General features: G+C 33.6%; 22 protein-coding genes. All 22 read right to left on the bottom strand.

All coding sequences use genetic code 11. The features are described 5' to 3' along the window. Positions 1 to 143: 143 nt before the first annotated feature. Positions 144 to 1,685: a ribonuclease Y gene (gene rny, locus T335_RS0102070; protein WP_026476072.1), complete on the bottom strand. Its 1,542-nt coding sequence runs from the start codon at positions 1,683 to 1,685 to the stop codon at positions 144 to 146. Between the two features lie 705 nt (positions 1,686 to 2,390). After that, positions 2,391 to 3,428, bottom strand: a complete 1,038-nt coding sequence (gene recA / locus T335_RS0102065) for a recombinase RecA (protein ID WP_330371161.1) — start codon at positions 3,426 to 3,428, stop codon at positions 2,391 to 2,393. Positions 3,429 to 3,558: 130 nt separating this feature from the next. Beyond that, positions 3,559 to 4,806: a competence/damage-inducible protein A gene (locus T335_RS0102060; RefSeq protein ID WP_026476070.1), complete on the bottom strand. Its 1,248-nt coding sequence runs from the start codon at positions 4,804 to 4,806 to the stop codon at positions 3,559 to 3,561. A 22-nt stretch (positions 4,807 to 4,828) separates the two neighbouring features. Next, positions 4,829 to 5,365 (bottom strand): CDP-diacylglycerol--glycerol-3-phosphate 3-phosphatidyltransferase, encoded by a 537-nt coding sequence (pgsA, locus tag T335_RS0102055; RefSeq protein ID WP_026476069.1) that lies wholly within the window; start codon positions 5,363 to 5,365, stop codon positions 4,829 to 4,831. Continuing rightward, positions 5,349 to 6,689 (bottom strand): 30S ribosomal protein S12 methylthiotransferase RimO, encoded by a 1,341-nt coding sequence (rimO, locus tag T335_RS0102050; protein WP_026476068.1) that lies wholly within the window; start codon positions 6,687 to 6,689, stop codon positions 5,349 to 5,351. Before rimO ends, pgsA begins: the two co-directional genes overlap by 17 nt. Next, positions 6,689 to 7,735: a tRNA 2-selenouridine(34) synthase MnmH gene (gene mnmH, locus T335_RS0102045; RefSeq protein ID WP_026476067.1), complete on the bottom strand. Its 1,047-nt coding sequence runs from the start codon at positions 7,733 to 7,735 to the stop codon at positions 6,689 to 6,691. The genes rimO and mnmH overlap by 1 nt, the downstream gene beginning before the upstream one ends. A 21-nt stretch (positions 7,736 to 7,756) precedes the next feature. Continuing rightward, a complete protein-coding gene (locus T335_RS0102040) occupies positions 7,757 to 10,084 on the bottom strand; it encodes an FtsK/SpoIIIE family DNA translocase (protein WP_026476066.1) in 2,328 nt (775 codons plus the stop codon). A gap of 287 nt (positions 10,085 to 10,371) precedes the next feature. Further along, the gene (locus T335_RS0102035) at positions 10,372 to 11,097 is read right to left on the bottom strand and encodes a ClpP family protease (RefSeq protein WP_026476065.1); all 726 of its coding nucleotides are present in this window, start codon (positions 11,095 to 11,097) and stop codon (positions 10,372 to 10,374) included. A 138-nt stretch (positions 11,098 to 11,235) separates the two neighbouring features. Next, the gene (locus T335_RS0102030; RefSeq protein WP_026476064.1) at positions 11,236 to 11,499 is read right to left on the bottom strand and encodes a YlmC/YmxH family sporulation protein; all 264 of its coding nucleotides are present in this window, start codon (positions 11,497 to 11,499) and stop codon (positions 11,236 to 11,238) included. Positions 11,500 to 11,677: 178 nt separating this feature from the next. Beyond that, entirely contained in the window at positions 11,678 to 12,946 is a 1,269-nt protein-coding gene (locus T335_RS0102025) for a M16 family metallopeptidase (protein WP_026476063.1), read from the bottom strand. Positions 12,947 to 13,054: 108 nt separating this feature from the next. Further along, positions 13,055 to 13,777, bottom strand: a complete 723-nt coding sequence (locus tag T335_RS0102020; protein ID WP_026476062.1) for a polysaccharide deacetylase family protein — start codon at positions 13,775 to 13,777, stop codon at positions 13,055 to 13,057. Between the two features lie 246 nt (positions 13,778 to 14,023). Continuing rightward, positions 14,024 to 14,545 (bottom strand): hypothetical protein, encoded by a 522-nt coding sequence (locus T335_RS0102015; RefSeq protein ID WP_026476061.1) that lies wholly within the window; start codon positions 14,543 to 14,545, stop codon positions 14,024 to 14,026. A 42-nt stretch (positions 14,546 to 14,587) separates the two neighbouring features. Next, positions 14,588 to 15,205 carry a lactate utilization protein gene (locus tag T335_RS0102010; protein WP_026476060.1) on the bottom strand — a complete coding sequence of 206 codons (618 nt, stop codon included), beginning with the start codon at positions 15,203 to 15,205 and terminating at the stop codon, positions 14,588 to 14,590. A gap of 56 nt (positions 15,206 to 15,261) precedes the next feature. Then, a complete protein-coding gene (locus T335_RS21455) occupies positions 15,262 to 17,322 on the bottom strand; it encodes an Mbeg1-like protein (RefSeq protein WP_051569084.1) in 2,061 nt (686 codons plus the stop codon). A gap of 2 nt (positions 17,323 to 17,324) precedes the next feature. Beyond that, positions 17,325 to 18,047, bottom strand: a complete 723-nt coding sequence (locus T335_RS0102000) for a hypothetical protein (RefSeq protein WP_026476059.1) — start codon at positions 18,045 to 18,047, stop codon at positions 17,325 to 17,327. 299 nt (positions 18,048 to 18,346) lie between these two features. Next, positions 18,347 to 18,652 (bottom strand): hypothetical protein, encoded by a 306-nt coding sequence (locus tag T335_RS0101995; RefSeq protein ID WP_026476058.1) that lies wholly within the window; start codon positions 18,650 to 18,652, stop codon positions 18,347 to 18,349. Positions 18,653 to 18,654: 2 nt separating this feature from the next. After that, on the bottom strand, positions 18,655 to 19,377 hold the full coding sequence (locus tag T335_RS0101990; RefSeq protein ID WP_026476057.1) for a hypothetical protein: 723 nt from the start codon (positions 19,375 to 19,377) through the stop codon (positions 18,655 to 18,657). Between the two features lie 29 nt (positions 19,378 to 19,406). Further along, positions 19,407 to 20,111 carry a hypothetical protein gene (locus T335_RS0101985; protein ID WP_026476056.1) on the bottom strand — a complete coding sequence of 235 codons (705 nt, stop codon included), beginning with the start codon at positions 20,109 to 20,111 and terminating at the stop codon, positions 19,407 to 19,409. Positions 20,112 to 20,505: 394 nt separating this feature from the next. After that, positions 20,506 to 21,057: a hypothetical protein gene (locus T335_RS0101980; protein WP_026476055.1), complete on the bottom strand. Its 552-nt coding sequence runs from the start codon at positions 21,055 to 21,057 to the stop codon at positions 20,506 to 20,508. A gap of 139 nt (positions 21,058 to 21,196) precedes the next feature. Then, positions 21,197 to 23,314, bottom strand: a complete 2,118-nt coding sequence (locus T335_RS0101975; protein ID WP_026476054.1) for a polyribonucleotide nucleotidyltransferase — start codon at positions 23,312 to 23,314, stop codon at positions 21,197 to 21,199. A 172-nt stretch (positions 23,315 to 23,486) separates the two neighbouring features. Beyond that, on the bottom strand, positions 23,487 to 23,741 hold the full coding sequence (gene rpsO, locus T335_RS0101970) for a 30S ribosomal protein S15 (protein ID WP_034327419.1): 255 nt from the start codon (positions 23,739 to 23,741) through the stop codon (positions 23,487 to 23,489). A gap of 85 nt (positions 23,742 to 23,826) precedes the next feature. Continuing rightward, the gene (locus T335_RS0101965; RefSeq protein WP_026476052.1) at positions 23,827 to 24,768 is read right to left on the bottom strand and encodes a bifunctional riboflavin kinase/FAD synthetase; all 942 of its coding nucleotides are present in this window, start codon (positions 24,766 to 24,768) and stop codon (positions 23,827 to 23,829) included. Positions 24,769 to 24,774: the final 6 nt, after the last annotated feature.

The following is a 24,774-nucleotide window of genomic DNA, read 5'->3' as shown; positions in this document are numbered from 1 at the left end:
CTATTATAACTTTAGGTCTGTCAGTTTTACAAGAAAGTTCCTCTCTTTATTCTAGTTTTTTCTATTTTAGTCAATTCAACTCCTTTATTTTCCCTCGTTTATCTATTCAAAAAATAATAAAAAACTGCTTCCGCAGTTTTTTATTATTTAGCATATTCTATAGCTCTTGTTTCTCTTATTACATTTACTTTAATCTGACCAGGATACTCTAGTTCAGACTCTATTTTCTTTGTTATATTTCTAGCTAGTAATACAATTTCATCGTCACTGTAATTTTCAGGTTTAACAAGTATACGAATTTCTCTACCAGCCTGAATAGCAAAGGATTTTTCTACGCCATCAAAATCGTTGGCAATTTCTTCAAGTTTTTCGAGACGTTTGATATATGATTCTAGTGTCTCTCTTCTTGCTCCTGGCCTTGCAGCTGAAATTGCATCAGCAGCTGTAACCAGAACTGCTTCGATTGTTTGAGGCTCATAATCACCGTGATGAGTTGACATTGCATGAATTACTTCTTTAGACTCTTTGTACTTTCTAAGTAGTTCCATACCAATTTCAACATGGGTTCCCTCAACTTCGTGGTCCACGGCTTTCCCTAAATCATGAAGTAAACCTGCTCTCTTAGCGATTTTAACATCAGAACCAAGTTCTGCTGCCATAATTCCCGCTAAGTGGGATACTTCAATGGAGTGTTTTAATACATTTTGTCCGTAGCTTGTACGATATTTTAATCGTCCGAGCAGTTTTATTATTTCTGGATGTAAACCATGTACTCCAGCATCGAAGGTAGCTTGTTCCCCTTCTTCTTTTATGATATTTTCCACTTCACGTTTTGCTTTTTCAACCATTTCTTCAATTCTAGCAGGGTGGATTCTTCCATCTAAAATTAACTTTTCTAAAGCAATTCTAGCAATTTCTCTACGAATAGGATCAAATCCTGATAATATGACTGCCTCAGGTGTATCATCAATAATCAAGTCAATTCCTGTTAAGGTTTCTAGGGTTCGTATATTTCTTCCCTCTCTACCTATAATTCTACCTTTCATTTCATCATTGGGCAGTGAAACTACTGTTACTGTTGTTTCAGCGACGTGGTCAGCAGCACACTTTTGAATAGAATAAGAAATGATTTCTCTCGCCCTTTTTTCAGCTTCATCTTTAGCTTTAGATTCAACGTCTTTAATTAACATTGCGGCTTCATACTTGACTTCCTTTTCAATGTCATTTAATAGTAATTGTCTAGCTTCATCTGATGTTAAACCAGATAATTCTTCAAGTTTTTGAAGTTCTTGATCATAAAGCCCTTGAATTTCTTGTTGCTTATCTTCTACGGCTCTAATTTTCGCATTTAACTTCTCATCCTTTTGTTCTAAACTATCAGACTTTTTATCTAAAACTTCTTCTTTTTGTATTAATCGTCTTTCAATTCTCTGTAGCTCGTTACGCCTTTCTCTGCTTTCTCGTTCTAATTCATTGCGGAGTTTATGAACTTCTTCTTTAGCTTCCAATAAAACTTCCTTTTTACTAGTTTCAGCATCGCGTTCTGCGTCTTCAACTATTTTTTTTGCAAGTTCTTCGGCACCGCCAATCTTTTTTTCCGCAATATTTTTGCGAATCAAATAGCCGATAAGGCATCCTACTGCAGTTGTAACTAAAATGAGTAAAATGAGTAATATGATCTGAATAGTATTAATACGTGGACACCTCCCTTATTAAGTTTTTAGTAAAACCGATTACCATTACATACAAAGGTAGAAAAGTATGTAAACATAGTAATAATCATAATAAATTCTAATGGTTAATAATTTAAGACACACCATGATTTATTTAATTGTATATCTTTTTTTATACTGTGTCAAGTTTAATAGACAACCATCAAAAGGCTTAAAACCTATTCTAATTCTTGACATATATAGATAGATTATACCTTTATTTAATTTCTAATGATTCCCACTTATTTGAGGAAATTATATAATTAATTTTAATTTATATTCATGCAAACCTAAAAAAAATTATCAATTTATTCTTCCATTAGTTTATCTTATAATATCAAATAAGTTACTCACTTAACATTGGCGACTCAACTTTCTTGTTTGCATAAATCGTATATAAATTCATAATTATGGTATTATTAAATTCTCTCATTTAAGTAAACTATCATCTTTATCATGATCTTTAATTTTTCAATTGTAGAAATGATATACTTATTGGTCCCTTTTACTAAATAAGCCCCTAGGCCCTTCATCATTTTTTCTGACTATATAACTAGAAATCTAGACAAAAAGGAAAAAAGCTACTATAAAATAATATAGTAACTTCTTTAATATAGTCATTTCATTAATATAGTAGTAAATAGAGTAACTTTTTGAATAGAATCATGTTTTGAAATTCTATTCTTCAGAATCAGCTGCAATCTCAGTTACTACTGAAGCATTCCCTTTTACAGGGGCTAATCCATAATGTTCTCTAATTTTGTTTTCAACCTCTAAATAAAGGTCTGGATTTTCTTTAAAGAATTGTTTTGCATTCTCTCTACCTTGACCTAGTCGGTTATCACCATAACTATACCATGCACCTGATTTTTTAACAATGTCTAAATTTGCTGCCACATCCAATACGTCCCCTGTCTTAGAGATCCCTTCTCCGTACATAATATCAAATTCAGCTTGCTTAAAAGGTGGCGCAACTTTATTTTTAACGACTTTAACCCTCGTTCTATTTCCAATAACATCATTACCTTGTTTAATCATATCAATCTTTCTAACATCTAAACGAACAGATGCGTAGAACTTTAAAGCCTTACCCCCAGTAGTTACTTCTGGATTACCGAACATAATTCCAACCTTTTCTCTTAACTGGTTAATAAAAATAGCTGTCGTGTTAGATTTACTTACCGCCCCCGCTAATTTTCTTAAGGCTTGAGACATCAATCTTGCTTGAAGACCAACGTGGGAATCTCCCATTTCACCTTCAATCTCTGCCTTTGGGACCAATGCAGCAACGGAGTCAACTACAATAACATCTATGGCACCACTTCGTACAAGGGCTTCTGCAATCTCAAGGGCCTGTTCTCCAGTATCTGGCTGCGAAACGATTAAATCTTCAATATTAACCCCTAATTTCTGGGCATAGGCTGGATCTAGAGCATGCTCTGCATCTATAAATGCAGCAGTACCACCATTACGCTGTGCTTCAGCAATAATATGTAGGGTAACTGTTGTCTTACCAGAAGATTCAGGACCATAGATTTCAACAATTCTTCCCCTTGGTACGCCTCCAATTCCTAATGCAATATCTAAGTCGATAGAGCCTGTTGAAATTGATTCTAAATTTAATTTAGAATCTGCCCCAAGCTTCATTATTGAACCTTTACCAAATTGTTTTTCGATTTGGCCTAAAGCCATATCCAATGCTTTTTTCTTTTCCATCATCTCTTCCCACCAGACCTAGTCTGGTTTCACCTACCTTTCCTCGTCTCACGAACAAGTGTTCTATAAATATTATAACCTACATTTTCATGTAGGTCAAATAATAATTAAAAAAATTATTTAATTTATCTCATATCCTTTTTAATTCATCTTCTAACCTTTGCCTTAAAAGATTAAAAGCAGTTAAAACAGCCATATTTTGCACCCTTTCCCGACTCCCTCTAAAATTATACTGGTAAACTTGATAATCATCTAAGACATTTATCCCTATATATACCAGCCCCACAGGTTTATTTGGGGTGTCACCAGTAGGACCTGCTATACCAGTAATGGAAATACCACAGTGACTCTTTGTTTTATTCTTTATACCCATAATCATTGCTAAGGCCGTCTCTTCACTGACAGCCCCATAAACTTGAAGGGTCCTTTGGGGTACTCCTAAATCCTCAATTTTGGACTGATTACTATAGGTCACATATCCTCTATCAAAAAAGGCAGAAATACCAGGTAGCGAAGTTAATCTAGCCGCCACTTGTCCTCCGGTACAGGATTCAGCTACAGAAAGGGTTAATCCTAGCTTCGAAAGAAGGCCCTTGACAATGATCTCCAGTGACTCACCATCTTCACCATAAATATGTTCTCCAACCTTCTGCTTGACCTTCTCGCCATATTCCTTTAACAGACTACTGCATTCATCTTCTGTCTCGCCCCTAGCAGTAATTGTTACTGAGAGCTTCCCATTAGATGAATAGGTACCAAGGATTGGATTTTTCACATCTGTAAATATCTCCTCTAAAGCTTCATCCAAAGCTGATTCTCCAATTCCAAATAGTTCGAAGGCTTTCTTCCGATAAATGGTAGGGCTAAGTTCTTTAATTAACGGCACTACTTGTTCTTGGAACATGAGCTTCATTTCCCTTGGAGGACCTGGAAGGGCAATAATGTACTTTCCATTAAAAATAGTCATGAATCCTGGTGCAGTTCCATAGTCATTATTTAATAGTATAGAACCTTTTGGGCGATAGGCTTGTCGATAATTGTTAACAGGACAGTCTCTCCCTTGGCTGGTGATGATTTTTACAACAGTCTCTTTAACTGCTTCGTCAAGTTCTAACGGTAAGTTAACTAACTTAGCAATTGCTTCCCTCGTCATATCATCAAGGGTAGGCCCTAGCCCTCCAGTGACAAAAATGAGATCAGAAGTTTTTAAGGCCACCTCCATTAAAGAAACCATTGTTTCTAATTCATCTTCCACAATTAGTTTCTGATGGGTATACACCCCGTACTGTTTAAGTTCCTCTACAAGAAAATAAGAATTTGACTCGATTGTTTTTCCTGTTACAAGTTCTGTTCCAACACATAAAATTGATGCCTTCATGGTGATCTCCTTTTACTATAGGCTAATGCTTTAGAATATGTTGATTGATTCTAATATAGTCAACACCTGATAAAACAGTTATAATGACAGCTATATACATCATGATGCTTGCAAAGGGAAAACCGATATAACTAAAGGGAAAATTGTCTATAAGAATAAAAATGATAGCAACAATTTGAGTAATTGTCTTTGCCTTGCCCCACCAACTGGCAGCGATGACAACTCCTTCTGCAGCGGCAACTGCCCTAAGTATACTAATAGTAAATTCTCTAGCAATAATAATCATCACTACCCATGCCGATAATTTCCCCATTTGAACCAAAGAAATTAATGCAGCAGAAACCAAAAGCTTATCTGCTAATGGGTCCATAAACTTCCCAAAGTTAGTTATTTGATTTTTCTTTCTAGCAATATATCCATCTAAAGTATCGGTTATTGCTGCAAAAGTAAATATTACAGCTGCAATCGTTACCCCATAGGGAATCTTATTTAGAAGAAAAATCATAAAAATAGGTACCAGCATAATTCTTAAAATCGTTAACTTATTTGCTAAATTCATCTACCTTCTCCCCCATCAAATCATATTCTAAGGCTCCAGTAATCTTTACTGTGATCAAGTCGCCTTCTTTAAGTGGTACGTTTGATTGGACATAGACTAATCCATCTATCTCAGGGGCATCCCCTTGAGTTCTACCCATATATTCTGAATCCTTATCCAGTGATTCTTCAATCAATACTTTAACTATATTCCCTACTTTATTTTGATTTTTAGCTAAAGAAATCTTCTGCTGAAGTTCCATAATTTCATTTCTTCTCACTTCTTTAATGGACTGGTCAATTTGGTCTGGTAATTTAGCAGCAGGAGTTCCTTCCTCTATAGAATACTCAAATACACCTAGCTTATCAAATTCCATTTCCTCAACAAAGTTCTTCAGTTCTCTAAAATTCTCTTCCGTTTCTCCAGGAAAACCCACAATTAGAGAGGTTCGTAATACAATATCAGGCATATTTAACCTTAGCTTGCTAATTAATGCTACCAATGCTTCCTTCGTAGTCCTTCTATTCATTCTTTTTAAAACATCATTGCTACAGTGTTGAATTGGCATATCTAAATAATTACAGACTTTATCTAAAGAAGCCATTGTTTTAATTAGTTCATCAGAAATCATTTCTGGATAAGCATACAATAATCTAATCCACTGGATCCCTTCTATTTGATTTAACTCTTGTAATAAATGGGGTAATTTATAGTCATCATATAAATCGATTCCATAACGGGCTGTATCTTGGGCAATTAATATAACTTCCTTAACGCCTTTAGCCGCCAATTCCTTTACTTCTTTTACTATACTTTCTATTCTTCTACTTCTATATTTACCTCTAAGCTTCGGAATAATACAATAGGTACAGAAATTATCACACCCATCAGAAATTTTAACATAAGTACTATAGGAAGGGGTCGTTTGGTATCTTGGAAGATCTTCATCAAACATCTTGTCAATATTGCCAATTTGAACAATACGATTTCCCTTTAGAGACTCTTGAATAACCTCTAATATAGCATCGTAGCCGCCAGTACCAACAACTGCGTCAACTTCTGGAAGCTCAGAGATCAATTCTTGATGATATCGCTCTCCTAAACACCCAGAAACAATTAAAAGCTTTAATCTGTCTTGTTTAAGTAGGCCTAGCTCAATGATTCTATTGATCGATTCTTCCTTAGCCGACTCAATAAACCCACATGTATTAACAATAATAACGTCAGCATTTTTCTTTTGAGTAGTAAGCTTATATCCATATTTATTTAAAATTCCTAGCATTATTTCTGCGTCTATTAGGTTTTTTGAACACCCCAATGATTCTACGTAAACTGTTAAATTCATTAATTAAACTTCCCTTCTATTTGGTGATAATTTAATGCGATCTGATTTACTGCCTCTTCAATTTTATCATAATTTACCTCTAAGTCATAATTATATTTTTGTATTGATGGTTTATATAGAGGGTCATAATAGTTTAATATTAGTTCTTTAGCTACAGATGAAAAATCTTCCTCAGTTATCTTTTGAAGATAGTAATCTACCTTTTCTTTACCAATACGTTTTTTTAGCAACTGAATCCCTCGAACTAAAATCTCCTTATGATTAGGAGTGTTGTTAACATAATCTTCTACCAGTCTACCAACCCTGACTTCTATAGAAGTACTGATTAAAATATGCCTTCCTTTTTTCATCAATTCATGAACTTGTTTTGGGATAATCACTTGACCTAGTCGTTGACCCTCACTTTCAACAATGATATATTTTTCTTTAGTAAGCAACAGGGTTTGTAAAAGACAATTTTCAAAGTTCTTTTGTGTTAAGGGGTTTTCTTGAACTATTTCTCCAAAAACAGACCCTTTATTGCAGGCTAACCCTTCTAAGTCGATAACCGCAACATGTTTTTCTTTCAGTTTTTCCAATATCTCCGTTTTGCCTACACCTGTAAAACCATGTAATACAATAAAATGATGATGGCGATGAAGGTCTTCTAAATAGTTTAACAAGTAGTTTCGATAGGCTTTAAAGCCCCCTTCTAGCTGCAAAATATTTAAACCCATTCCTTTAAAGAAATGGACAAAGGTGGCGCTTCTTAAGCCACCTCTAGCACAGAATACAATCATTTCTTGATTTCCTCTATTTAGTTCCAACAACCTTTGATAATATTGGGGTAACTTAGGAGATACAATTTCTAATCCCCTTATTTTAGCCAGTTCTTGACCATCTTTTTTATAAATTTTACCGATTTCGATTCTTTCTTCATTATCTAGTAAAGGGAGATTTATTGCCCCTGGTATTGTACCTTCCATAAATTCGAAGGGAGAACGAACATCTATAAAAATACAATTGGTATACTTAAGGGCTGCATTAATTTCTACTTTTCCTACCATCTTTTCACCTTCGTTTATTTTCTAATTTCCCTCATTTTGTTCTGCAATGTCTGATTCTTTAATTAATACTTGCCTTGGTTTACTTCCTTCGTGGGGACCGATAATACCTTTGGCTTCCATCTCATCTATCAGTCTAGCAGCTCGGTTATAACCTATTCGTAATCTTCTCTGTAACATAGATATGGAGGCCTGCTGACTTTCTACAATTAGTTCAACTGCTTTATTAAATAAATCATCAGAGCCACTATTAAGATCTAGTACTTCTCCACTATCAATTTTATTAATAATGTCAGATTCATATGTAGGATTTTGAACTTGATTTTTAATAAAGGTAACAACCCTTTCAACTTCCTTTTCAGATACAAAGGCTCCCTGTACTCTAACAGGTTTATTGGCACCAATAGGATAAAAGAGCATATCTCCCTTCCCTAATAGTTTTTCTGCCCCACCCATGTCTATAATCGTTCTAGAATCGGTTTGGGAAGCCACAGAAAAGGCGATTCTTGATGGTATATTGGCTTTAATAACTCCTGTTATAACATCTACCGATGGCCTTTGGGTGGCAATAATTAAGTGTAACCCTGCTGCCCTTGCCATTTGGGCTAATCGACAAATGGCATCTTCCACATCATTGGCAGCCACCAGCATTAGGTCCGCCAATTCATCAATGATAATCACTATGAAGGGAAGCTTATCCTCGGGGAACTTGTCATTATAGGTTCCAATATCCTTTACACTATTTTCAGCAAAAAGCTGATATCTTCTGGTCATTTCTTGTACTGCCCAATTTAAAGCACCAGTCGCTTTTTTAGGGTCAGTAACAACAGGAATTAACAAATGGGGTATTCCGTTATATTGGTTTAACTCCACCACTTTAGGGTCAATCATTAATAGTTTTACGTTTTCTGGGGTAGAACTATACAAAATACTCAATATTAAAGTATTAATGCAGACACTTTTCCCAGACCCTGTTGCCCCAGCCACTAATAAATGCGGCATTTTACTGATATCAGTAATTATTGGGTTTCCTGAAATATCCTTCCCTAGGGCAAATGGAATTCTTCCTTCACTGGACTGATAATGGGTACTATCAATGACTTCCCTCAATGTAACCATTGAAACATCTTCGTTTGGTATTTCAATACCAATAGCAGCTTTTCCTGGGATAGGAGCTTCAATACGGATAGCTGGTGCCGCCATGTTTAGGGCAATATCATCACTTAAGTTAACGATTTTACTAACTTTTACCCCTACACTAGGTTGTAATTCATATCGAGTAATAACCGGTCCTTTGCTAACTTGTACAACTTTAGCTTCAACGCCAAAGTTCTTCAAAGTCTCCTCTAACACTTTAGCTTTCTTTAAAATCTTCTTTTTATCTTCTTTATTTGGCATGCTATCTACTTGGCTCAGTAGATCTATATCTGGAATCTGGTATTCAAAGTCGGGGTCTGTATTAAAACCACTAATATTGATTTCGCCAGTTTCTTCATCATTTTTAACTGTTTTATTTATATCTACGCCATTAGTCTCCGCTTTTGTTTTCTTAATTAATCCCGAGCTAGCTTCACCTTCTACCGCTTCCATTGATGATCGTGGATCTTCTTCTGAATCATCTTCATTGGTGAAATCTAAAATTTTAATTTTTTCCTCTTGTTCTACTAGATTTTCAACAGTAGTTGCAACTGAAGCTTCAAATAAATCTAATTGTTTTTCTACTGCCTTTTTATTTTTCTTTTCTTTAATAGCCTTCTCTACAGATCCTGAATCCTTAAAGGATAAGTAAATTCTTGTTAATACCTTTTTAAAGTATAATAATAAAGATAATAGGGAAACATTTGTATAGATCATAGTAGAAATAATAAATAAACAAATAACAATTATATAAGTTCCAACAGTACCAAATAAGCTTACGAATAAATAAGTAATACTGTTTCCAACTAGACCTCCTCCTTCGTTCCCTTGTCCTTGGGAGAACCCGTTACTTATGGTTTCTAAAAAGGTAGCACTTTGGATACCCTCCACATTGTTTAAAGAAAATAAGAATAAAATACATAAGAATATAACGGAAAAATAAACATAACTACTACGATTTTTCCAAAAAGAAGTATTGGTAAATATTAGTACACCGCATGCGATTGTGATATAAGGCAATATGTAGGCTGCGCCTGAAAATAAACCCATCAATAGGGCCCGTACAAGCTCTCCAACCTTTCCAGCTCCTAATGAGTGCATAGCTATTAATAGAATTAATCCTATAGCTATAAAAAATATTCCCTTAATTTCATGATTAAACTCCTTTGTTAATGATATGCTATTATCTTTTTTTGTCCTACTGTTCTTTCTCATCTCTTCACCCCAAACTTGATCTTCCTAAATAAATGTTTCTAAATAGCAGATAACTAAAATTATTTATGCAATTTCTTAATATATTTTTCCTATAAACCCTGATGAAAAAATACCCTAACCTAAAAGATAAAAACTGCTCTATAATTTATAAAAGTACATAATTTCCTATGTACTAGAAGAAAGCGCAGTATACCTGCGCTCTTAATTATACCTGCTTATTAACATTGTACACCAAATCTTGCAATTCTACAAATACTTTACTAGACTAGTTTAGAATTATTATTTGTTTAATTTGTTAATTGTTCTTCCTCTGTTTGACGAGATAATTTAATCAAATCTTTTAACTTCCTCATTGCCCGATCCAATCCCCCAACTTCATTAATTAAGCCACTATCTACAGCCTCTTTTCCTATTAATATTGTGCCAATGTCGTTGGCTAGCTCGTCTGTTGAGTTCATGAGTCTTAAGAAATGATCCTTCTGAATTGTTGAACTCCTTATCACAAATTCTACAATTCTGTCTTGCATTTTCTTAAAGTAGTTAAAAGTTTGAGGAACACCTATTACCAAACCATTCATTCTAATTGGATGAATGGTCATTGTAGCAGTTGGAGCAATAAAAGAATAGTCACCTGCTGTCGCCAATGGTACCCCTATACTATGTCCCCCGCCAAGAACTAATGTAACCTTTGGTTTTGATAGACTCTGTATTAACTCAGAAATAGCTAAGCCAGCCTCGACGTCTCCCCCAACAGTATTTAAGATAACCAGCAAGCCTTCTATATTATCATTATCTTCAATGGCTGCTAATTGGGGAATGATATGTTCATATTTTGTAGATTTATTTTGCGGAGGTGCTACCATATGGCCTTCTATGTGTCCTATAATTGTTAAAATATGAATATTTTCTCCTTTTTTAGGAACATTATTTGTCCCTAGTGCTTGTATATTTGATAAAGAATTCTCCATATTAATTGAAGGTTGCGGCATTTGATTTGGCTCATCTCTTTTCATATTTTCACCTCTATTAATTTTGATATAGTAATATTCTTACCTTTTCCCAATCATATATTCTTACCTAATGAAAAGATTACTTGCGCTACAAAAATAAAAGAAAAACCACCAGTTAAAATCTAGTGGTGGCAATCTACACTATAAAGAATATTTTCTTTTATCATTATCTTCTAATTCAATGATGATCATATCGTTACCGATTTTTTTTATGGCATTCCAAGGAATTTCTAAAATAGAATTAGTAGATAAAAAATTGAAAACATTTTTCTGATCAGGAATCAATAAAGCAACTATTTTTCCTGTTTTTTCATCAACTAACAAATCCGAATCACCAATAATCCCCAAACGACTACCATCACAAAGATTTACTATTTCTTTACCGCTCATCGAACTAAATCTCATCAGCTTTCTCCTCCTATCCTTTGTGTCAATTTTTATTAATATACTTGAGGACACTTAATAATATATATTAAATTAGGATAAGAATATGTCCAAAAGTTAAAATTAAAAAGCCAACGATTTACGTGTAGAAAAAACGTAGCATGTTGGCCTAAACTTTTTAATACAATAATTTATTTTTTTATCTTAATCCTTTGGTTAGCATCTTTTCTAGTTGGTCCTTATGACCTTGTTTACTAACGACTGCAGCAGCAAAATCATTTGATCCAAATAAACTACTAATTATTTTATCAATTTCTTCCATATTAATATCGTCTATCATTTGAATCGTCTCTTTAGGGCTATGGATCTTTCCTAAAAGAAGCTCTGACTTACCAATTGATGTCATGCGACTACTGGTACTTTCTAAACCTAGTATATAATTTCCCTTTAATTGCTCTTTAGCCTTGTTTAATTCAGCCATTGTTAAACCACGTTTAACTAAATTTTCTATTTCTTGATTAATTAAATAGGATACTTCATCTAACTGCATTGGATTTAAGCCAGCATAAATGGTAAACATACCTCCATCCTTATAGATGGAGGGGTAAGAATATACAGAATAGGCTAGACCACGATCTTCACGAATGGTTTGGAAGAGTCTAGAACTCATACTTCCTCCCAGAATGTTATTAACTACAAGTAATGGGTATACTTCTCTTTTCCCCATCTTTACGCCTTTAAAGCCAAGACATAAATGGGTTTGTTCTATATCTTTAATCTTTTCAATAATCTTGTAATTAAAATCTAATTGGCTCTCCAGTTTAGGTAAAGCTTCCTTCCCCTTCCAACCCTCAAACTTTTCCTTTATTTCTTCTAATAATGTATCTTCATTGAAGTTTCCTGCAACAGAGATAACTGCATTTGTTGGAGTATAATATTCATTCATATAAGACAATAAAGATTCTCGATCCATTGAAAGCAAAGTTTCTCTAGTCCCCAATATAGGATAGCCTAAAGCATGATCCTCAAAAATTGTTTGGGAAAGAAGGTCATGGGCCACATCTTCTGGTGAATCTTCATACATGCTTATTTCTTCTAATATTACGCTTCTTTCTTTATCTATCTCATTAGGATCAAACTTAGAATTAAATATCATATCTGCTAAAATATCAATTGCTAATTGATAGTGGGAATCTAGCACTTTTAAGTAATAACAAGTACATTCTTTAGCCGTAAAGGCATTAATTTGACCACCAATACCGTCTACAGTATCTGCTATATCCTTTGCAGATCTATTTGTTGTTCCCTTAAACAGCATATGCTCAATGAAATGAGAAACACCATTATTCATCAAATTTTCGTTTTTTGAACCTGTTTCAATCCATACCCCTATTGATAAGGATTTTACATATGGTATGTGTTCTGTAACAATTCTTAATCCATTATTCAAAGTATATTTTTTATACATTTTATCCTCCCGAGTATGTAGCTTTTCTAGACTAATCGTATAAGAACTTTATACTTTACCATTATAATTGAGTTTTAAAATATATGCAACTTTTCTATAGGGAGCTAACTAAAGCACATCGCTTACTCGCCCAATTTCTAATCCTTTAGCTCTAAGGGCATCTATTAGTTCAGGTAGGGCTTTGGCGGTTTCAGCCATTGGATGCATTAGAACAATACCACCCTTATGTTCTTCTTTATCTAATATTCTTTTAAGAATAATATCCTTAGTACTTCCAGTTCTCCAATCAATTGTGTCCATCGTCCATAAAATGGTTTGATATCCCAACTGATCTGCTGCGGTTAAGGTATATTCATTATAGGCGCCTGATGGTGGCGCAAAATATTTTGGCTTTACTTTAGTATACTCCATTATCACGTTTTCTGCTCGTTGAATTTCATCTAAGTTTTGTTGTAGGTTCATTGTACTATAATTCAAATGTTGATAACCATGGCTTCCTATTTCATGGCCTTCGTCTATAATTGTTTGAAAAATTTCTGGAAAAGTTTTTGCCCATCTACCTGTTACAAAAAAAGTTATTTTTACTTCCTTTTCCCTTAACACTTCTAACATTTCTGGTATTACTTCATTCCCCCAGTCCACATTACAAGTAAAAGCTATGTAGTTATTATCAGTATTCCCTCTGTCAATAGGTTTTACCACTTGTTCGTAAGACATTACTTGAGCAGTCCCACTAGAACGCCCAAATACAAAAGCAGTTATTGCTAATATCACCACCAATATCACTGAAATAGCTAGGACAATGGTTTTTCTATTGGTAACTATTATCATATTATTCCCCCCTTTTTTTGATATAAGGCTTCATAATATAATATTCTGCAATAATTTAATTATGCGGGTTTGGATACAAATTTTAATGTCTATAAGCTTACATAAAAATTTAATTCCTCCATCTAAAAATGGAAGAATTAACATTTAAGATAATTGTATAATTATTATTAGTTTATATTAATAAAAAATATAACTTTGCTGCTTAATCTTCAATGGGCGACTTAGCTATCTTATTCCCCTACTACATCAACCTATATGTTGTTTAAGGAGATCTTCTATTTCTTCACGATAGGCTAAATTAACTTCAATCCCCTTAGTCATTTCCCAAAAGGCAAATAATTTATTAATAGGAAAATAAATAATCTCTAATTTTCCCCCTTCTATCCATCTATATTTTATAATCTGCTTCCAATGAATCATCCCATCCCTTGAAGCAATTCCCTTTTGCCGAATTTCTCCATTACGAAACAAACGTATTATACAGGCAATAGAAAGTAAGATCATTAATATAGGTGTAAAGCTATAAAAATAAGGTCTATCGTAATACCCCTTTAGTCCATGTCCATCAAACATCAAATACACCCAAAAACCACCAAGTAAAACCCAGTAGATCAGTAATCCTTTAGTGCCAGTCCCTCGATAAGGGCTAATCAGTCTTTTACCAAAGAAATGTCTTCTAAAAATCTCTTTAACTAGTAAATACAAAGAAACTAAACTGGTTATAAGGACTAGCATATCTACAAATCTTAAATTCTCTATGTATTTCATCTGTTACCTCCAATAGCTCTAAGCTTCTCTTTTAAGCCTCTATTAAAAACCATCCTGTTCATTAACAATAAAAACCTTCATTCTATCAGTTTGATGCTGCCCCTCAATAATTACTAAATTATTGCATACTCGATCCTCCGAACGACAGTTAATACAATGATTTACCTGTACACAGGGTGGGTTTAAGCCAGCCCTTTTAGCATTCTTAGGAGAAGCTATATTTCTTACTCTATTAATGGCTTGATCTAATGTTTTTGTGATTTTATTGATTCCAACCACAATCACTACATGGTCAGGTCCGTAAAGCATCGCAGCTACCCTATTTCCACTGTGATCCATATTAACAATATGCCCTTCCATAGAAATAGCATTTGACCCAGTGATATACCAATCTGTTATTAGTGCTTTTCTTTTAAGAATTTTAGCTTCTTCCTTCGTTTTAGCATTGGTTTTGTCGTATATAGTATTCCCTCTATCTTCTAATTCCTTTGATATATTCATATTCTTTAGAGTTATAGAATTGCCTACCCCTATTGTAGCCTCTATCGGGATCATCTTTAATAATGCGCCCTTTGCTTCACTAAAACTATCAAAATAATGACCTGTTATGTTGCGTTTCTCTAAATTTTCTAGTAATAACGCTATTTTATTTTTTTCCATAAACTTCCCCCGTCTTATACTTTCAAATAACTTCATTAAATATTATTTTAGAAAAACTATACTAAAATTTCCCTTCTCAAATTCTGCTCTACCCTTCGATAATCTGACTCTGAAGATTTTAATGACTTTGATTTTTTATCTAATTCTGTTGTAATTTTTAATAAGCTCTTACGAATATCAGTACAGGCGTTATTTATTATCTGGGTTTGTTGCCTTACATAATGCTCTCTATAGTTTCTTTCTACATCATTTTTAATTTGATTTACTTCATTATGTATTCTATTTACATGATCTCCTAAGTTCTTTTCTAGTTGCTTTAATTTATTATGAAGGTCTGCTAAACGATTTAAATCAACCTGTAACTGTCTAGATGTGGATGTTCCCGTCCCTATCCCCATAAATACTTTTTTCGTAAAGTTTTGTACCTGTGTTTTCTTATCTCCTATTTTATTCAGTCCTACATTTACGTATGACTTTATATTATTTACTTTACTTCTGTACTTTTCCATTATATTTTCTGCTTGCTTTTGGGAAGTAGCAACTATATTTTTAGATATCTGATTGCCTTTGTTTAGTGCATTATTCCATAAGTTACTAATGCCTTTTCTAATGGCTCCATCTTTTTCAAACAATGCTAAAAACTTTTTAGTACCTGTTACAATGCCTTCTATACAAGCTCTAACAGTATTAGCTACTTTATTAATAAAGTTATTCATTAATGCTACTGCTTCTGTTCCTGCTGATTTAAACCCGTTACTAATATTAGTGAAGGTATCACTCATAAATGTCCCTAATTTATACCATGTATCTTTAATCTGCTCACTAAATCTTACTATCCCAGTTGCAATACTACCGCCTATATTTATAATAGCATCTTTAAAATTATCTAATCCCTTAATTACAGCGCCTACAACACTTTTAAATAGCTCTATTCCTTTAACAATTATATTTTTTACTGGTGTTATCATTAATCGCATAACTTCAGAAATGAATAAATGAGGTGCTAAAACGAAAAGTCCCATTGTAGCAACAATTTCTATTACGGGGCCAAACTCTGTCCTAATCTCTTTTAATAAATCTCGTTTTATTTCATTAATAAAATCTGGGTTGCTTTTCATGTATAGGCTAAGCATAGGAATTAGGGATAAACCAGCTGATACTCTATGAATCAAGCTTTCTTTTTTAAAGCCCTCCAATTCAGAATCTTCTTTCTTCAAGAAACCTATTACTCCATGAAATACAAAAGCTTTAAAAGGCGTTGGTACATGCTTGCCATCTAAAAACATGGAGAAGCCATTAATTAATTCTGAAATTTTACTCTGTTCCGTTTCTTCTCTCAAATATGCTCTGCCCTCTTCGTCGAAGCCAAGTACCACATAGGGAGCATGATATCTTAGGAAATTATCTTGTTTTTCTGTATCAACATAAATGATTGTTCCTGCAATAGGTTCTAACAAGCAGTTAACAAAATCTCTACCAGCAGAAATAGAAACAATCTTATGCCGATTAGCCAGTATTAGATCCCCATATTGAGCTATAAATTCTTTTGAGTAGCCTTGCCCATCAACGGAAAGGGCATAATCAACTAAGTGTCCTGCTAGCACTGTCACATATTGGGTTTTATTTCCACCCTTTGAATGACCACTTACATTTACAAAATCATATATTTTATTTCCATTTTCATCTGCTACGACACTCTTTAGATAGTCAAGTGCCTCCTCCTGTTGTTCTGTATCTGCACTGTAGCCACCAACAGCATTGTCATTCCATTCAAAGTCATTACCAGTTCCCCTAAAGACCACTGTAGCCATGTTAGTATCCGCTTCAATAAAGGTGGCGGCCCTCATCCCCTTCTCACGGGTGACTGCCTCTGTAATGGTCAAATTCATCAATCGTGAGTCCTGTTCAATTGCCTTTAATATTTGTATCCATTCCTCTTTTGTCATTTCTGCGGGGTAGTGACCTGGATTGTCTGGGTCTTCACTTAGGGATAAACCATCTTCGTATAATAATTCGTTAACAAACTCCGAAATCGGTTCCTGATCATATTCTTCCATTGTATTTAAATAAATTAGATTGTCTAATAAAATTAATTGATCATCAGTTAAATTTGACATATTTATCTCTCCCCATATAACTCAAGTTTACTGTTTATTGACAACTTCCGCTCTTCTTTAACATATTTCGGAAATTCTGTATGGTGTAATTTCAAGAAATCTAAGCTTGCTTCAGGAAATTTATCTTCATATACTATGTAGAACTTTATTCTTGCAGGCAATCTATCCTCTATCAACCTATTGGCTACTGCCCTTAATATTTCTGATGCTTCTACCTCTTGAGTTACATCTTCTTTAACAAAGATATCTATCGCTGGTCGATAATTAGGATCTATATCATATACCTCGCTTAATTTAGTGGACTTGTTTAGTCTATCATCATATACCCCAGAACCGGATATACGTGTGAATATCTTAATATCATCATAATACTCCGATACATATTCTCTTATCTGGGCTTCATAGGCATCTTTTATAATATACTTAAAATACCCATCCCTCATTCGATAGGTTCCATCATCTCTTCTACTGCCTGTAACTTCAAAAAAATCTTCTCTGTTGCCATTTTTAGGGTATACCCTTAAGGAGTCATATTTATATGCCCAGTTTTCCATTGTTAGCGAAATTGGTACAAATTCTTCATCATATTTTTCCTCTAAATAAGCCAACATCATTTCTTTTATTCCCTCTGGGGTATATCTGTTTTTCTTTTTCATACAGCCACTCACTCCTATTACTATTAATATTGTTAATCCTACTAATATAATTCTTTTAGTATAATCCATTGTGTTCCCCCTCTAGCTAATATATTTTTATAATATATAATCTCTATAATTTATTATCATCTATCTTTGGTTAAGGATCTATTTCTTTATCTATTTAACAAAATCTTCCTTCGAAAGATACAAAGGATGCCTTTAGGTAAAGAAATTAAAGGACTTACACAATTTAATTCATTAAATTGGTTATCTGCTTATGTTGAAACTTATTGCGTAAAGTTCTTTTATAATAATTAGATTAAAAGTAGAACTGTCCTCTATTGGTTATAAAGTTCTATGGAAAAGGTTGGATTCCTCTTTTTAACTTAAGAAATCTCATGATATATAGTCTCAACCCTCATCCCCTTCTCACGGGTGACTGCTTCTGTAATGGTCAAATTCATCAATCGTGGGTCCTGTTCAATTGCCTTTAATATTTGTATCCATTCCCCTTTTATCATTTCAGCTGGGTAGTGACTTAGATTGTCTGGGTCTTCACTTAGGGCTAAACCTTCTTCGTATAATAATTCGTTAACAAACTCCGAAATCGGTTCCAGATCATATTCTTCCATCGTATTTAAATAAATTAAACTGTCGAGTAAGATTAATTGATCATCAGTTAAATTTGACATATTTATCTCTCCTCAAATATCTCTAATTTTCTACCAATTGTTAACATCCTCTCTTCTATAACGTATTTCGGAAATTCTGTGTGGTGTAATTTTAAGAAACTTAAGTCTGCTTCTGGAAATTTATCTTCGTACACTATATATAAAACTAGCATTGCAGGTAACTTATCCTCTATCAACCTATTGCCTACGTCCCTTAATATTTCTGACGCTTCTATTTCTTGAGTTGTATCTTCTTTAACAAAGATATCTATCGCTGGTAGATAACTAGGGTCTATATCATATACCTCACTTAATTTAGTGGACTTATTTAGTCTATCATCATATACCCCAGAACCAGAAATACGGGTAAATATCTTAATATCATCATAATACTCTGATACATATTCTCTTATCTGTACTTCATAGGCATCTTTTATAATATACTTAAAATAGCCATCCATCATTTCATAAGTCCCATCATCCATTCTAAAACCTTGTACTTCAAAAAAATCTTCCCTATTCCCATTTTTAGGGTAAACCCTTAAGGAGTCATATTTATATGCCCAGTTTTCCATTGTTAGTGAAATTGGTACAAATTCTTCATCATATTTTTCTTCTAAATAAGCCAACATCATTTCTTTTATTCCCTCTGGGGTATATCTGTTTTTCTTTTTCGTACAGCCACTCACCCCTATTAGTATCACTAGGGTTAATCCGATTAAAATCATTCTCTTGGTGTAGTTCATTTTGTCTCTCCTCTAATTTCATAATCTCATTATTGATTAAATAATTCAGCCTCAAATTTAATTTCTGAAATTCCCAGATAAATATCCAGCAGTCTATTTTGTTCTTCTTCAATTTTTTCAGATATTTTACTACTTTCTACATCCATTAACGCTTCTATCTTCTTTGAGAGTCTAATCATAAAATCATCCAATATAGGATAGACTTCTGAAGCTACTAAGAGATGAGTCCCAACTAAAATCGTCTCAACACTATTATAAATTTCTTCTATTATTTGATGAACACCACAACTTAAAGTCTCTGCCAGTTGAGTTACTTCTCCTTCAATATCTACCTCTTCGATGGTGTTTATGCTTTCTATTTTTATTGTTGTTTGTTTTCTATTTTGTTCTAATCTTGAATTTATCAAAACAGTTAATTTTTCTAATGTAGTTTCCATTTCTTCTTCTATAGAACCTTCATCAGCAAGAAATATGAAATTTTCTTCAAAAGAAGTTACCTCTGCATTAGACTTTAAAAAACATATGAATAACGCTTGATCAATTTCTTCTGATTTATCATAAAAGTTATTTATTAATTTAGATAATTCTTCATCCTCTAAGAAAAAACTTTGATTATTATTATTCAATTCTAAATTTTCGAAGGATGATTCTTTCACTTCTATTTCTTCCATATCTATTTCTCTTTTTAGACTGTTTGCCGATGTATCTTTCTCTTTATCTTTATCCGTATTCATATGTATCCCCCTACCAGTTTAATAATTATAATAGACATTGTATATTCATTATTCAGAAACCCTTATAATTTTTATCATCTAATAATATTATTTTACCATTAATCACTTATTTTCCCAATCAAGATTTATATATTAATTTTCCTTTCTAACTTTTAGTACTTTTGACCTATGTCAAAACAAAGGGTATGGTTCTGGTATTCTGCCATTATTCTAGTTTATACAGCTCTATTACAGTTAATCACTGTCTTAACAATCTTATATGATAGCATACCTCAATTACTACTGATATCATAAAAATACAAAATCCCATATACCTAACAAAGGAATGGGATTTTGTATAATTACTTAATAGTGTCAGTTTATAAATTTTTCCTATGACATAACTATGAGATAACTATGACATAAAATAGTAAAAAACAAGTAAACTCAAGCCTAAAATGCCAACCTGGATACTCTCCTTTGTCGACACTTTTCTGCCATCTAGTTCAGTAAGTATAGGCAAGAGTTCTTCTCTAACCTTCATGATTCCCTTTATACTTAACTTAGAAGTAATGGTCACTGTGGCATTCTTTTTTCCTGAAAGGCTGACCTTAGCCCCCTCTGGAAGTATATATTCTTTTTTGTATTTACCAATCTTTATATCAGCATTTTTAAAAAAATCTTGGCTACTTAAAGCTTCATCTACTTTATCAGCTTCAACAGCTAAACCAATTGATAACCCAGCAATCAAATATAGCAATAATACAAATAAGTTAGTTATAATTATTGCAGCAATGAATGTCGACAGATCAATATAGTAAATAGAAGATATGATATTGATATTACCGAATAATACAATAAAGAGAGGAAAATAAAGGGTCTCTATCTTGTACTTGCCTTTGTAGAGGCAGTACCCGACAACTGAGTTAATGATTAAAGCAATACTTGCATATAATAGTTGATTCATATGTCCTCCTTAACTTTAAATTTGATTTAACACTACAAATCTCATTATATCAATATACATATTTTAACAAATATTTTGCTATTAACCAATAGGTTATCACTAAAAAATAAAAAAATAAAAAACATAAACCTTTTTTGGTTTATGCTTTTTCAGAATTGTTGTTATTAGTTGTTGGCTCTGGTTTTGGTAAAACCGCTTTACGAGATAAATTAATTTTTCCTTGTTGGTCTATTTCCATTAGCTTAACTTCAATAATGTCACCTTGAGAAACAACATCTTCTACCTTGTTTACTCTTTCATGGGCTAAATTAGAAATATGAACTAACCCTTCTTTACCAGGTAAAATCTCAACAAAAGCACCAAAATTCATGATTTTCACTACTTTACCTTGATACACTTGTCCAATTTCAGGTTCACGCACAATGTTTTCAATCATTTCAATTGCTTTTTTACCTGACTCTTGGTCTGGAGCAGCAATGAATATTGTACCATCATTTTCGATGTCAATTTTTACACCAGTTTCATCAATAATCTTGTTTATTACCTTACCACCTGTTCCAATAACATCTCTAATTTTATCTGGATTAATTGTCATTTTTACTATTTTAGGTGCATATGGTGATAACTCAGGTCTTGGCTCAGTAATAGCTTCTCTCATCTTACCAAGAATATGAAGTCTTCCTAACCTAGCTTGTTCTAAAGCTGTTTGTAGAATCTCTCGATCGATACCACCGATTTTTATATCCATTTGAATAGCTGTTATTCCGTCATCTGTACCAGCTACTTTAAAGTCCATATCACCTAAGAAGTCTTCCATCCCCTGAATGTCTGATAAAACAGCTACTTTATCTTCTTCTTTAACAAGACCCATAGCAATACCTGCTACCATTTTCTTTAAAGGTACTCCAGCATCTAATAAGGATAAAGTACTACCACATACACTACCCATCGAACTTGAACCGTTGGAGCTTAGAACCTCCGAAACAAGACGAATAGCATAGGGGAAATCTTCTTTAGTTGGGATCATCGGCTCTAAGGCCCTCTCTGCTAAAGAACCATGTCCAATTTCTCTTCTTCCTGGTCCCCTTAAAAATCTAGTCTCACCTGTACTGTAGGGAGGGAAGTTATAGTGATGCATATATCTTTTCTCTTCTTCTTCACCAAGACCATCAAGAATTTGAACATCACCTAGGGCGCCTAAAGTAGCTACAGTTAATACTTGAGTTTGTCCTCTAGTAAATAATCCAGACCCGTGGGTTCTTGGCAATAAACCAACTTCACAATTAATTGGTCGAATCTCGTTTAACTTACGATCATCTGGACGAATGCCTTCATTTACAATCATGCTACGGATTTCTTCTTTAATAATTTTGCTTAAAACTTCGCTAACTTCTTTTAAGTTATCTTCATATTTTTCAGCAAAATATTCAAGGGTCTCTTCCTTAACCTTATCCATATTTTCAATTCTTTCTTGTTTGTCAAAGGTTTTAATGGCATTAATCATTTTCTCAGTAGCATAAGCCCTTACCTCTTGAGTAAGTTCTTCATTGGTCACCTTAGGCACAATTTCTTCCTTTGGTTTCCCAATTTCAGCTTGAATTTCTTCAATAAAAGCAACAATCTTCTTAATTTCATCATGTCCATACATAATTGCATCTGTAATTTGCTCTTCTGATAATTCATTAGCACCTGCTTCAATCATCATGATAGCATCTTTTGTACCAGAAACGATTAAGTTAAGATCATTATTTTCCCTTTGTTCTGTTGTGGGGTTAATAATAAACTGTCCGTTTTGCATTCCTACACAAACAGAGCCAGTTGGCCCTTGGAATGGGATATGAGAAATTGATAGGGCAACGGAAGATCCGATCATAGCAGTAATATCTGGTGTACAATTTTGATCAACTGATAGTACAGTAGCAATAACTTGTACATCATTATAGTAACCCTTAGGGAAAAGTGGTCTTATTGGTCTATCTATTAGTCTTGAAGTCAAAACTGCCTTTTCACTTGGCCTACCTTCTCTTTTAATAAATCCTCCTGGGATTTTACCTACTGCATAGGATTTTTCTTCATAATCACAACTTAATGGGAAGAAATCAATCCCTTCCCTTGGAGCTTTAGATGCGGTTGCTGAAACAAGTACAACCGTTTCTCCATATTTAATTAGACAAGCTCCGTGGGATTGCTCTGCTACTTTACCCACTTCTACCACTAATGGTCTGCCAGCTAATTCCATTTGAAACGTCTTTACCATAGAATAAATCCTCCTTTCATGTTATAGATATAATTCTATGTAATCACTATTATTTCCTTTATTTATAGATTAAATTCCTCTACAAAATCGAAAAAAGTCAATGGTAAAAAACTACCATCCAACATTTACCACAAAAAGGCTAAATAATAGAGCGGGTTATACCCGCTCTTCATTATTTTCTTAAGCCTAATTTTTCGATGATCTCTCTGTAACGATTGATATCTTTGTTCTTTACGTAGTTAAGAAGATTTCTTCTTTGACCAACCATCTTTAATAGACCTCTTCTTGAATGATAATCCTTCTTGTGGGTCTTTAAGTGGTCATTTAAATGATTGATTCTGCTAGTTAAAAGGGCGATTTGCACCTCTGGAGAACCAGTATCATTTTCATGAGTCTTATGTGCTTCGATTACGTCTTTTTTGTTCATTGGTTTCACCTCCTCAATTTATATCCCCATACTCTAAGTAACCGTCGGTGACTCAAATTACTGAGAATAGGTTCATTCAACCTATTTATCTTATCATATTATGGAAAGGTTGTAAATATGTTTTTGCTATTTCTACATCCTTCATCATTTGATCTATTAAGGCATCTATTCCATCAAATCGAATATTATCCCTTAATCTTTTCATAAACTGTACCTCTATAAACTGATCATATAAACTTCCTTCATAATCTAGTATGAAGGTTTCAACAGAAATACTTTTACCGTCAAAGGTTGGGTTTGTTCCTATACAAGTAGCCCCCATATAGCTTTCATTGTTAATCGTTACTAAAGTAGCGTAAACACCATCCAATGGAATTAACTGATGGGATTCTACAAGGATATTAGCAGTAGGATATCCTAAATGCTTCCCTCTACCCATTCCATGGATTACTTTGCTAGTGATGGAGAAGGGTCTACCTAAAAATGCTTTAGCCTTTTCCATATTACCCTCGCTAATATACTTTCGTACATTGGTACTACTTACCTTTTCATCATCCAAAGTGACTGGATCAATCACAGCAACAGAAAAACCATATTTCTTACCAAACTCTACTAAAGCCACAGCATCCCCCTGAGCTTTTTTACCAAAACGATAATCAAATCCAACAACAGCAAATTTACAATTTAACGAATCTACTAGGATATTTTTGACAAATTCTTCAGGACTTAAACCCATAATTGCTTCATTAAATTCTGCTAAAACTAACGAATCGATTTCAAGGGCTTTAAATAGCTCAATCTTTACATTTTGATGGGTAATTTGTGGCGGCAGTTCACGATGCTTAATGAGACTATTGGTATGATTTTTAAAGGTATAGACACATGATTCCAGTTCTAGTTCCTTTGATTTATTTAAGAGCATGTGAATAAGTTCTTGATGTCCAATATGAAGCCCATCAAAATTACCTAGAGCAACGCCTCTAGGAACCTTTATATCTAATTGTTTCACTTCATTTACTATTATCATATAGAC

This window comes from Alkaliphilus transvaalensis ATCC 700919, assembly GCF_000621485.1.
GTDB lineage: Bacteria > Bacillota > Clostridia > Peptostreptococcales > Natronincolaceae > Alkaliphilus > Alkaliphilus transvaalensis.
Note: the sequence above shows the minus strand (reverse complement) of the source record. Positions and strands in the feature narration are given on the sequence as shown.

What these genes read in the sequence shown, in the direction of transcription:
- recA (WP_330371161.1), bottom strand. Translation starts at nt 3,428, where the DNA reads ATGGAAAAGAAAAAAGCATTGGATATGGCTTTAGGCCAAATCGAAAAA.
- T335_RS0102060 (WP_026476070.1), bottom strand. Translation starts at nt 4,806, where the DNA reads ATGAAGGCATCAATTTTATGTGTTGGAACAGAACTTGTAACAGGAAAA.
- pgsA (WP_026476069.1), bottom strand. Translation starts at nt 5,365, where the DNA reads ATGAATTTAGCAAATAAGTTAACGATTTTAAGAATTATGCTGGTACCT.
- rimO (WP_026476068.1), bottom strand. Translation starts at nt 6,689, where the DNA reads ATGAATTTAACAGTTTACGTAGAATCATTGGGGTGTTCAAAAAACCTA.
- mnmH (WP_026476067.1), bottom strand. Translation starts at nt 7,735, where the DNA reads ATGGTAGGAAAAGTAGAAATTAATGCAGCCCTTAAGTATACCAATTGT.
- T335_RS0102040 (WP_026476066.1), bottom strand. Translation starts at nt 10,084, where the DNA reads ATGAGAAAGAACAGTAGGACAAAAAAAGATAATAGCATATCATTAACA.
- T335_RS0102035 (WP_026476065.1), bottom strand. Translation starts at nt 11,097, where the DNA reads ATGAAAAGAGATGAGCCAAATCAAATGCCGCAACCTTCAATTAATATG.
- T335_RS0102030 (WP_026476064.1), bottom strand. Translation starts at nt 11,499, where the DNA reads ATGAGATTTAGTTCGATGAGCGGTAAAGAAATAGTAAATCTTTGTGAT.
- T335_RS0102025 (WP_026476063.1), bottom strand. Translation starts at nt 12,946, where the DNA reads ATGTATAAAAAATATACTTTGAATAATGGATTAAGAATTGTTACAGAA.
- T335_RS0102020 (WP_026476062.1), bottom strand. Translation starts at nt 13,777, where the DNA reads ATGATAATAGTTACCAATAGAAAAACCATTGTCCTAGCTATTTCAGTG.
- T335_RS0102015 (WP_026476061.1), bottom strand. Translation starts at nt 14,545, where the DNA reads ATGAAATACATAGAGAATTTAAGATTTGTAGATATGCTAGTCCTTATA.
- T335_RS0102010 (WP_026476060.1), bottom strand. Translation starts at nt 15,205, where the DNA reads ATGGAAAAAAATAAAATAGCGTTATTACTAGAAAATTTAGAGAAACGC.
- T335_RS21455 (WP_051569084.1), bottom strand. Translation starts at nt 17,322, where the DNA reads ATGTCAAATTTAACTGATGATCAATTAATTTTATTAGACAATCTAATT.
- T335_RS0102000 (WP_026476059.1), bottom strand. Translation starts at nt 18,047, where the DNA reads ATGGATTATACTAAAAGAATTATATTAGTAGGATTAACAATATTAATA.
- T335_RS0101995 (WP_026476058.1), bottom strand. Translation starts at nt 18,652, where the DNA reads ATGTCAAATTTAACTGATGATCAATTAATCTTACTCGACAGTTTAATT.
- T335_RS0101990 (WP_026476057.1), bottom strand. Translation starts at nt 19,377, where the DNA reads ATGAACTACACCAAGAGAATGATTTTAATCGGATTAACCCTAGTGATA.
- T335_RS0101985 (WP_026476056.1), bottom strand. Translation starts at nt 20,111, where the DNA reads ATGAATACGGATAAAGATAAAGAGAAAGATACATCGGCAAACAGTCTA.
- T335_RS0101980 (WP_026476055.1), bottom strand. Translation starts at nt 21,057, where the DNA reads ATGAATCAACTATTATATGCAAGTATTGCTTTAATCATTAACTCAGTT.
- T335_RS0101975 (WP_026476054.1), bottom strand. Translation starts at nt 23,314, where the DNA reads ATGGTAAAGACGTTTCAAATGGAATTAGCTGGCAGACCATTAGTGGTA.
- rpsO (WP_034327419.1), bottom strand. Translation starts at nt 23,741, where the DNA reads ATGAACAAAAAAGACGTAATCGAAGCACATAAGACTCATGAAAATGAT.
- T335_RS0101965 (WP_026476052.1), bottom strand. Translation starts at nt 24,768, where the DNA reads ATGATAATAGTAAATGAAGTGAAACAATTAGATATAAAGGTTCCTAGA.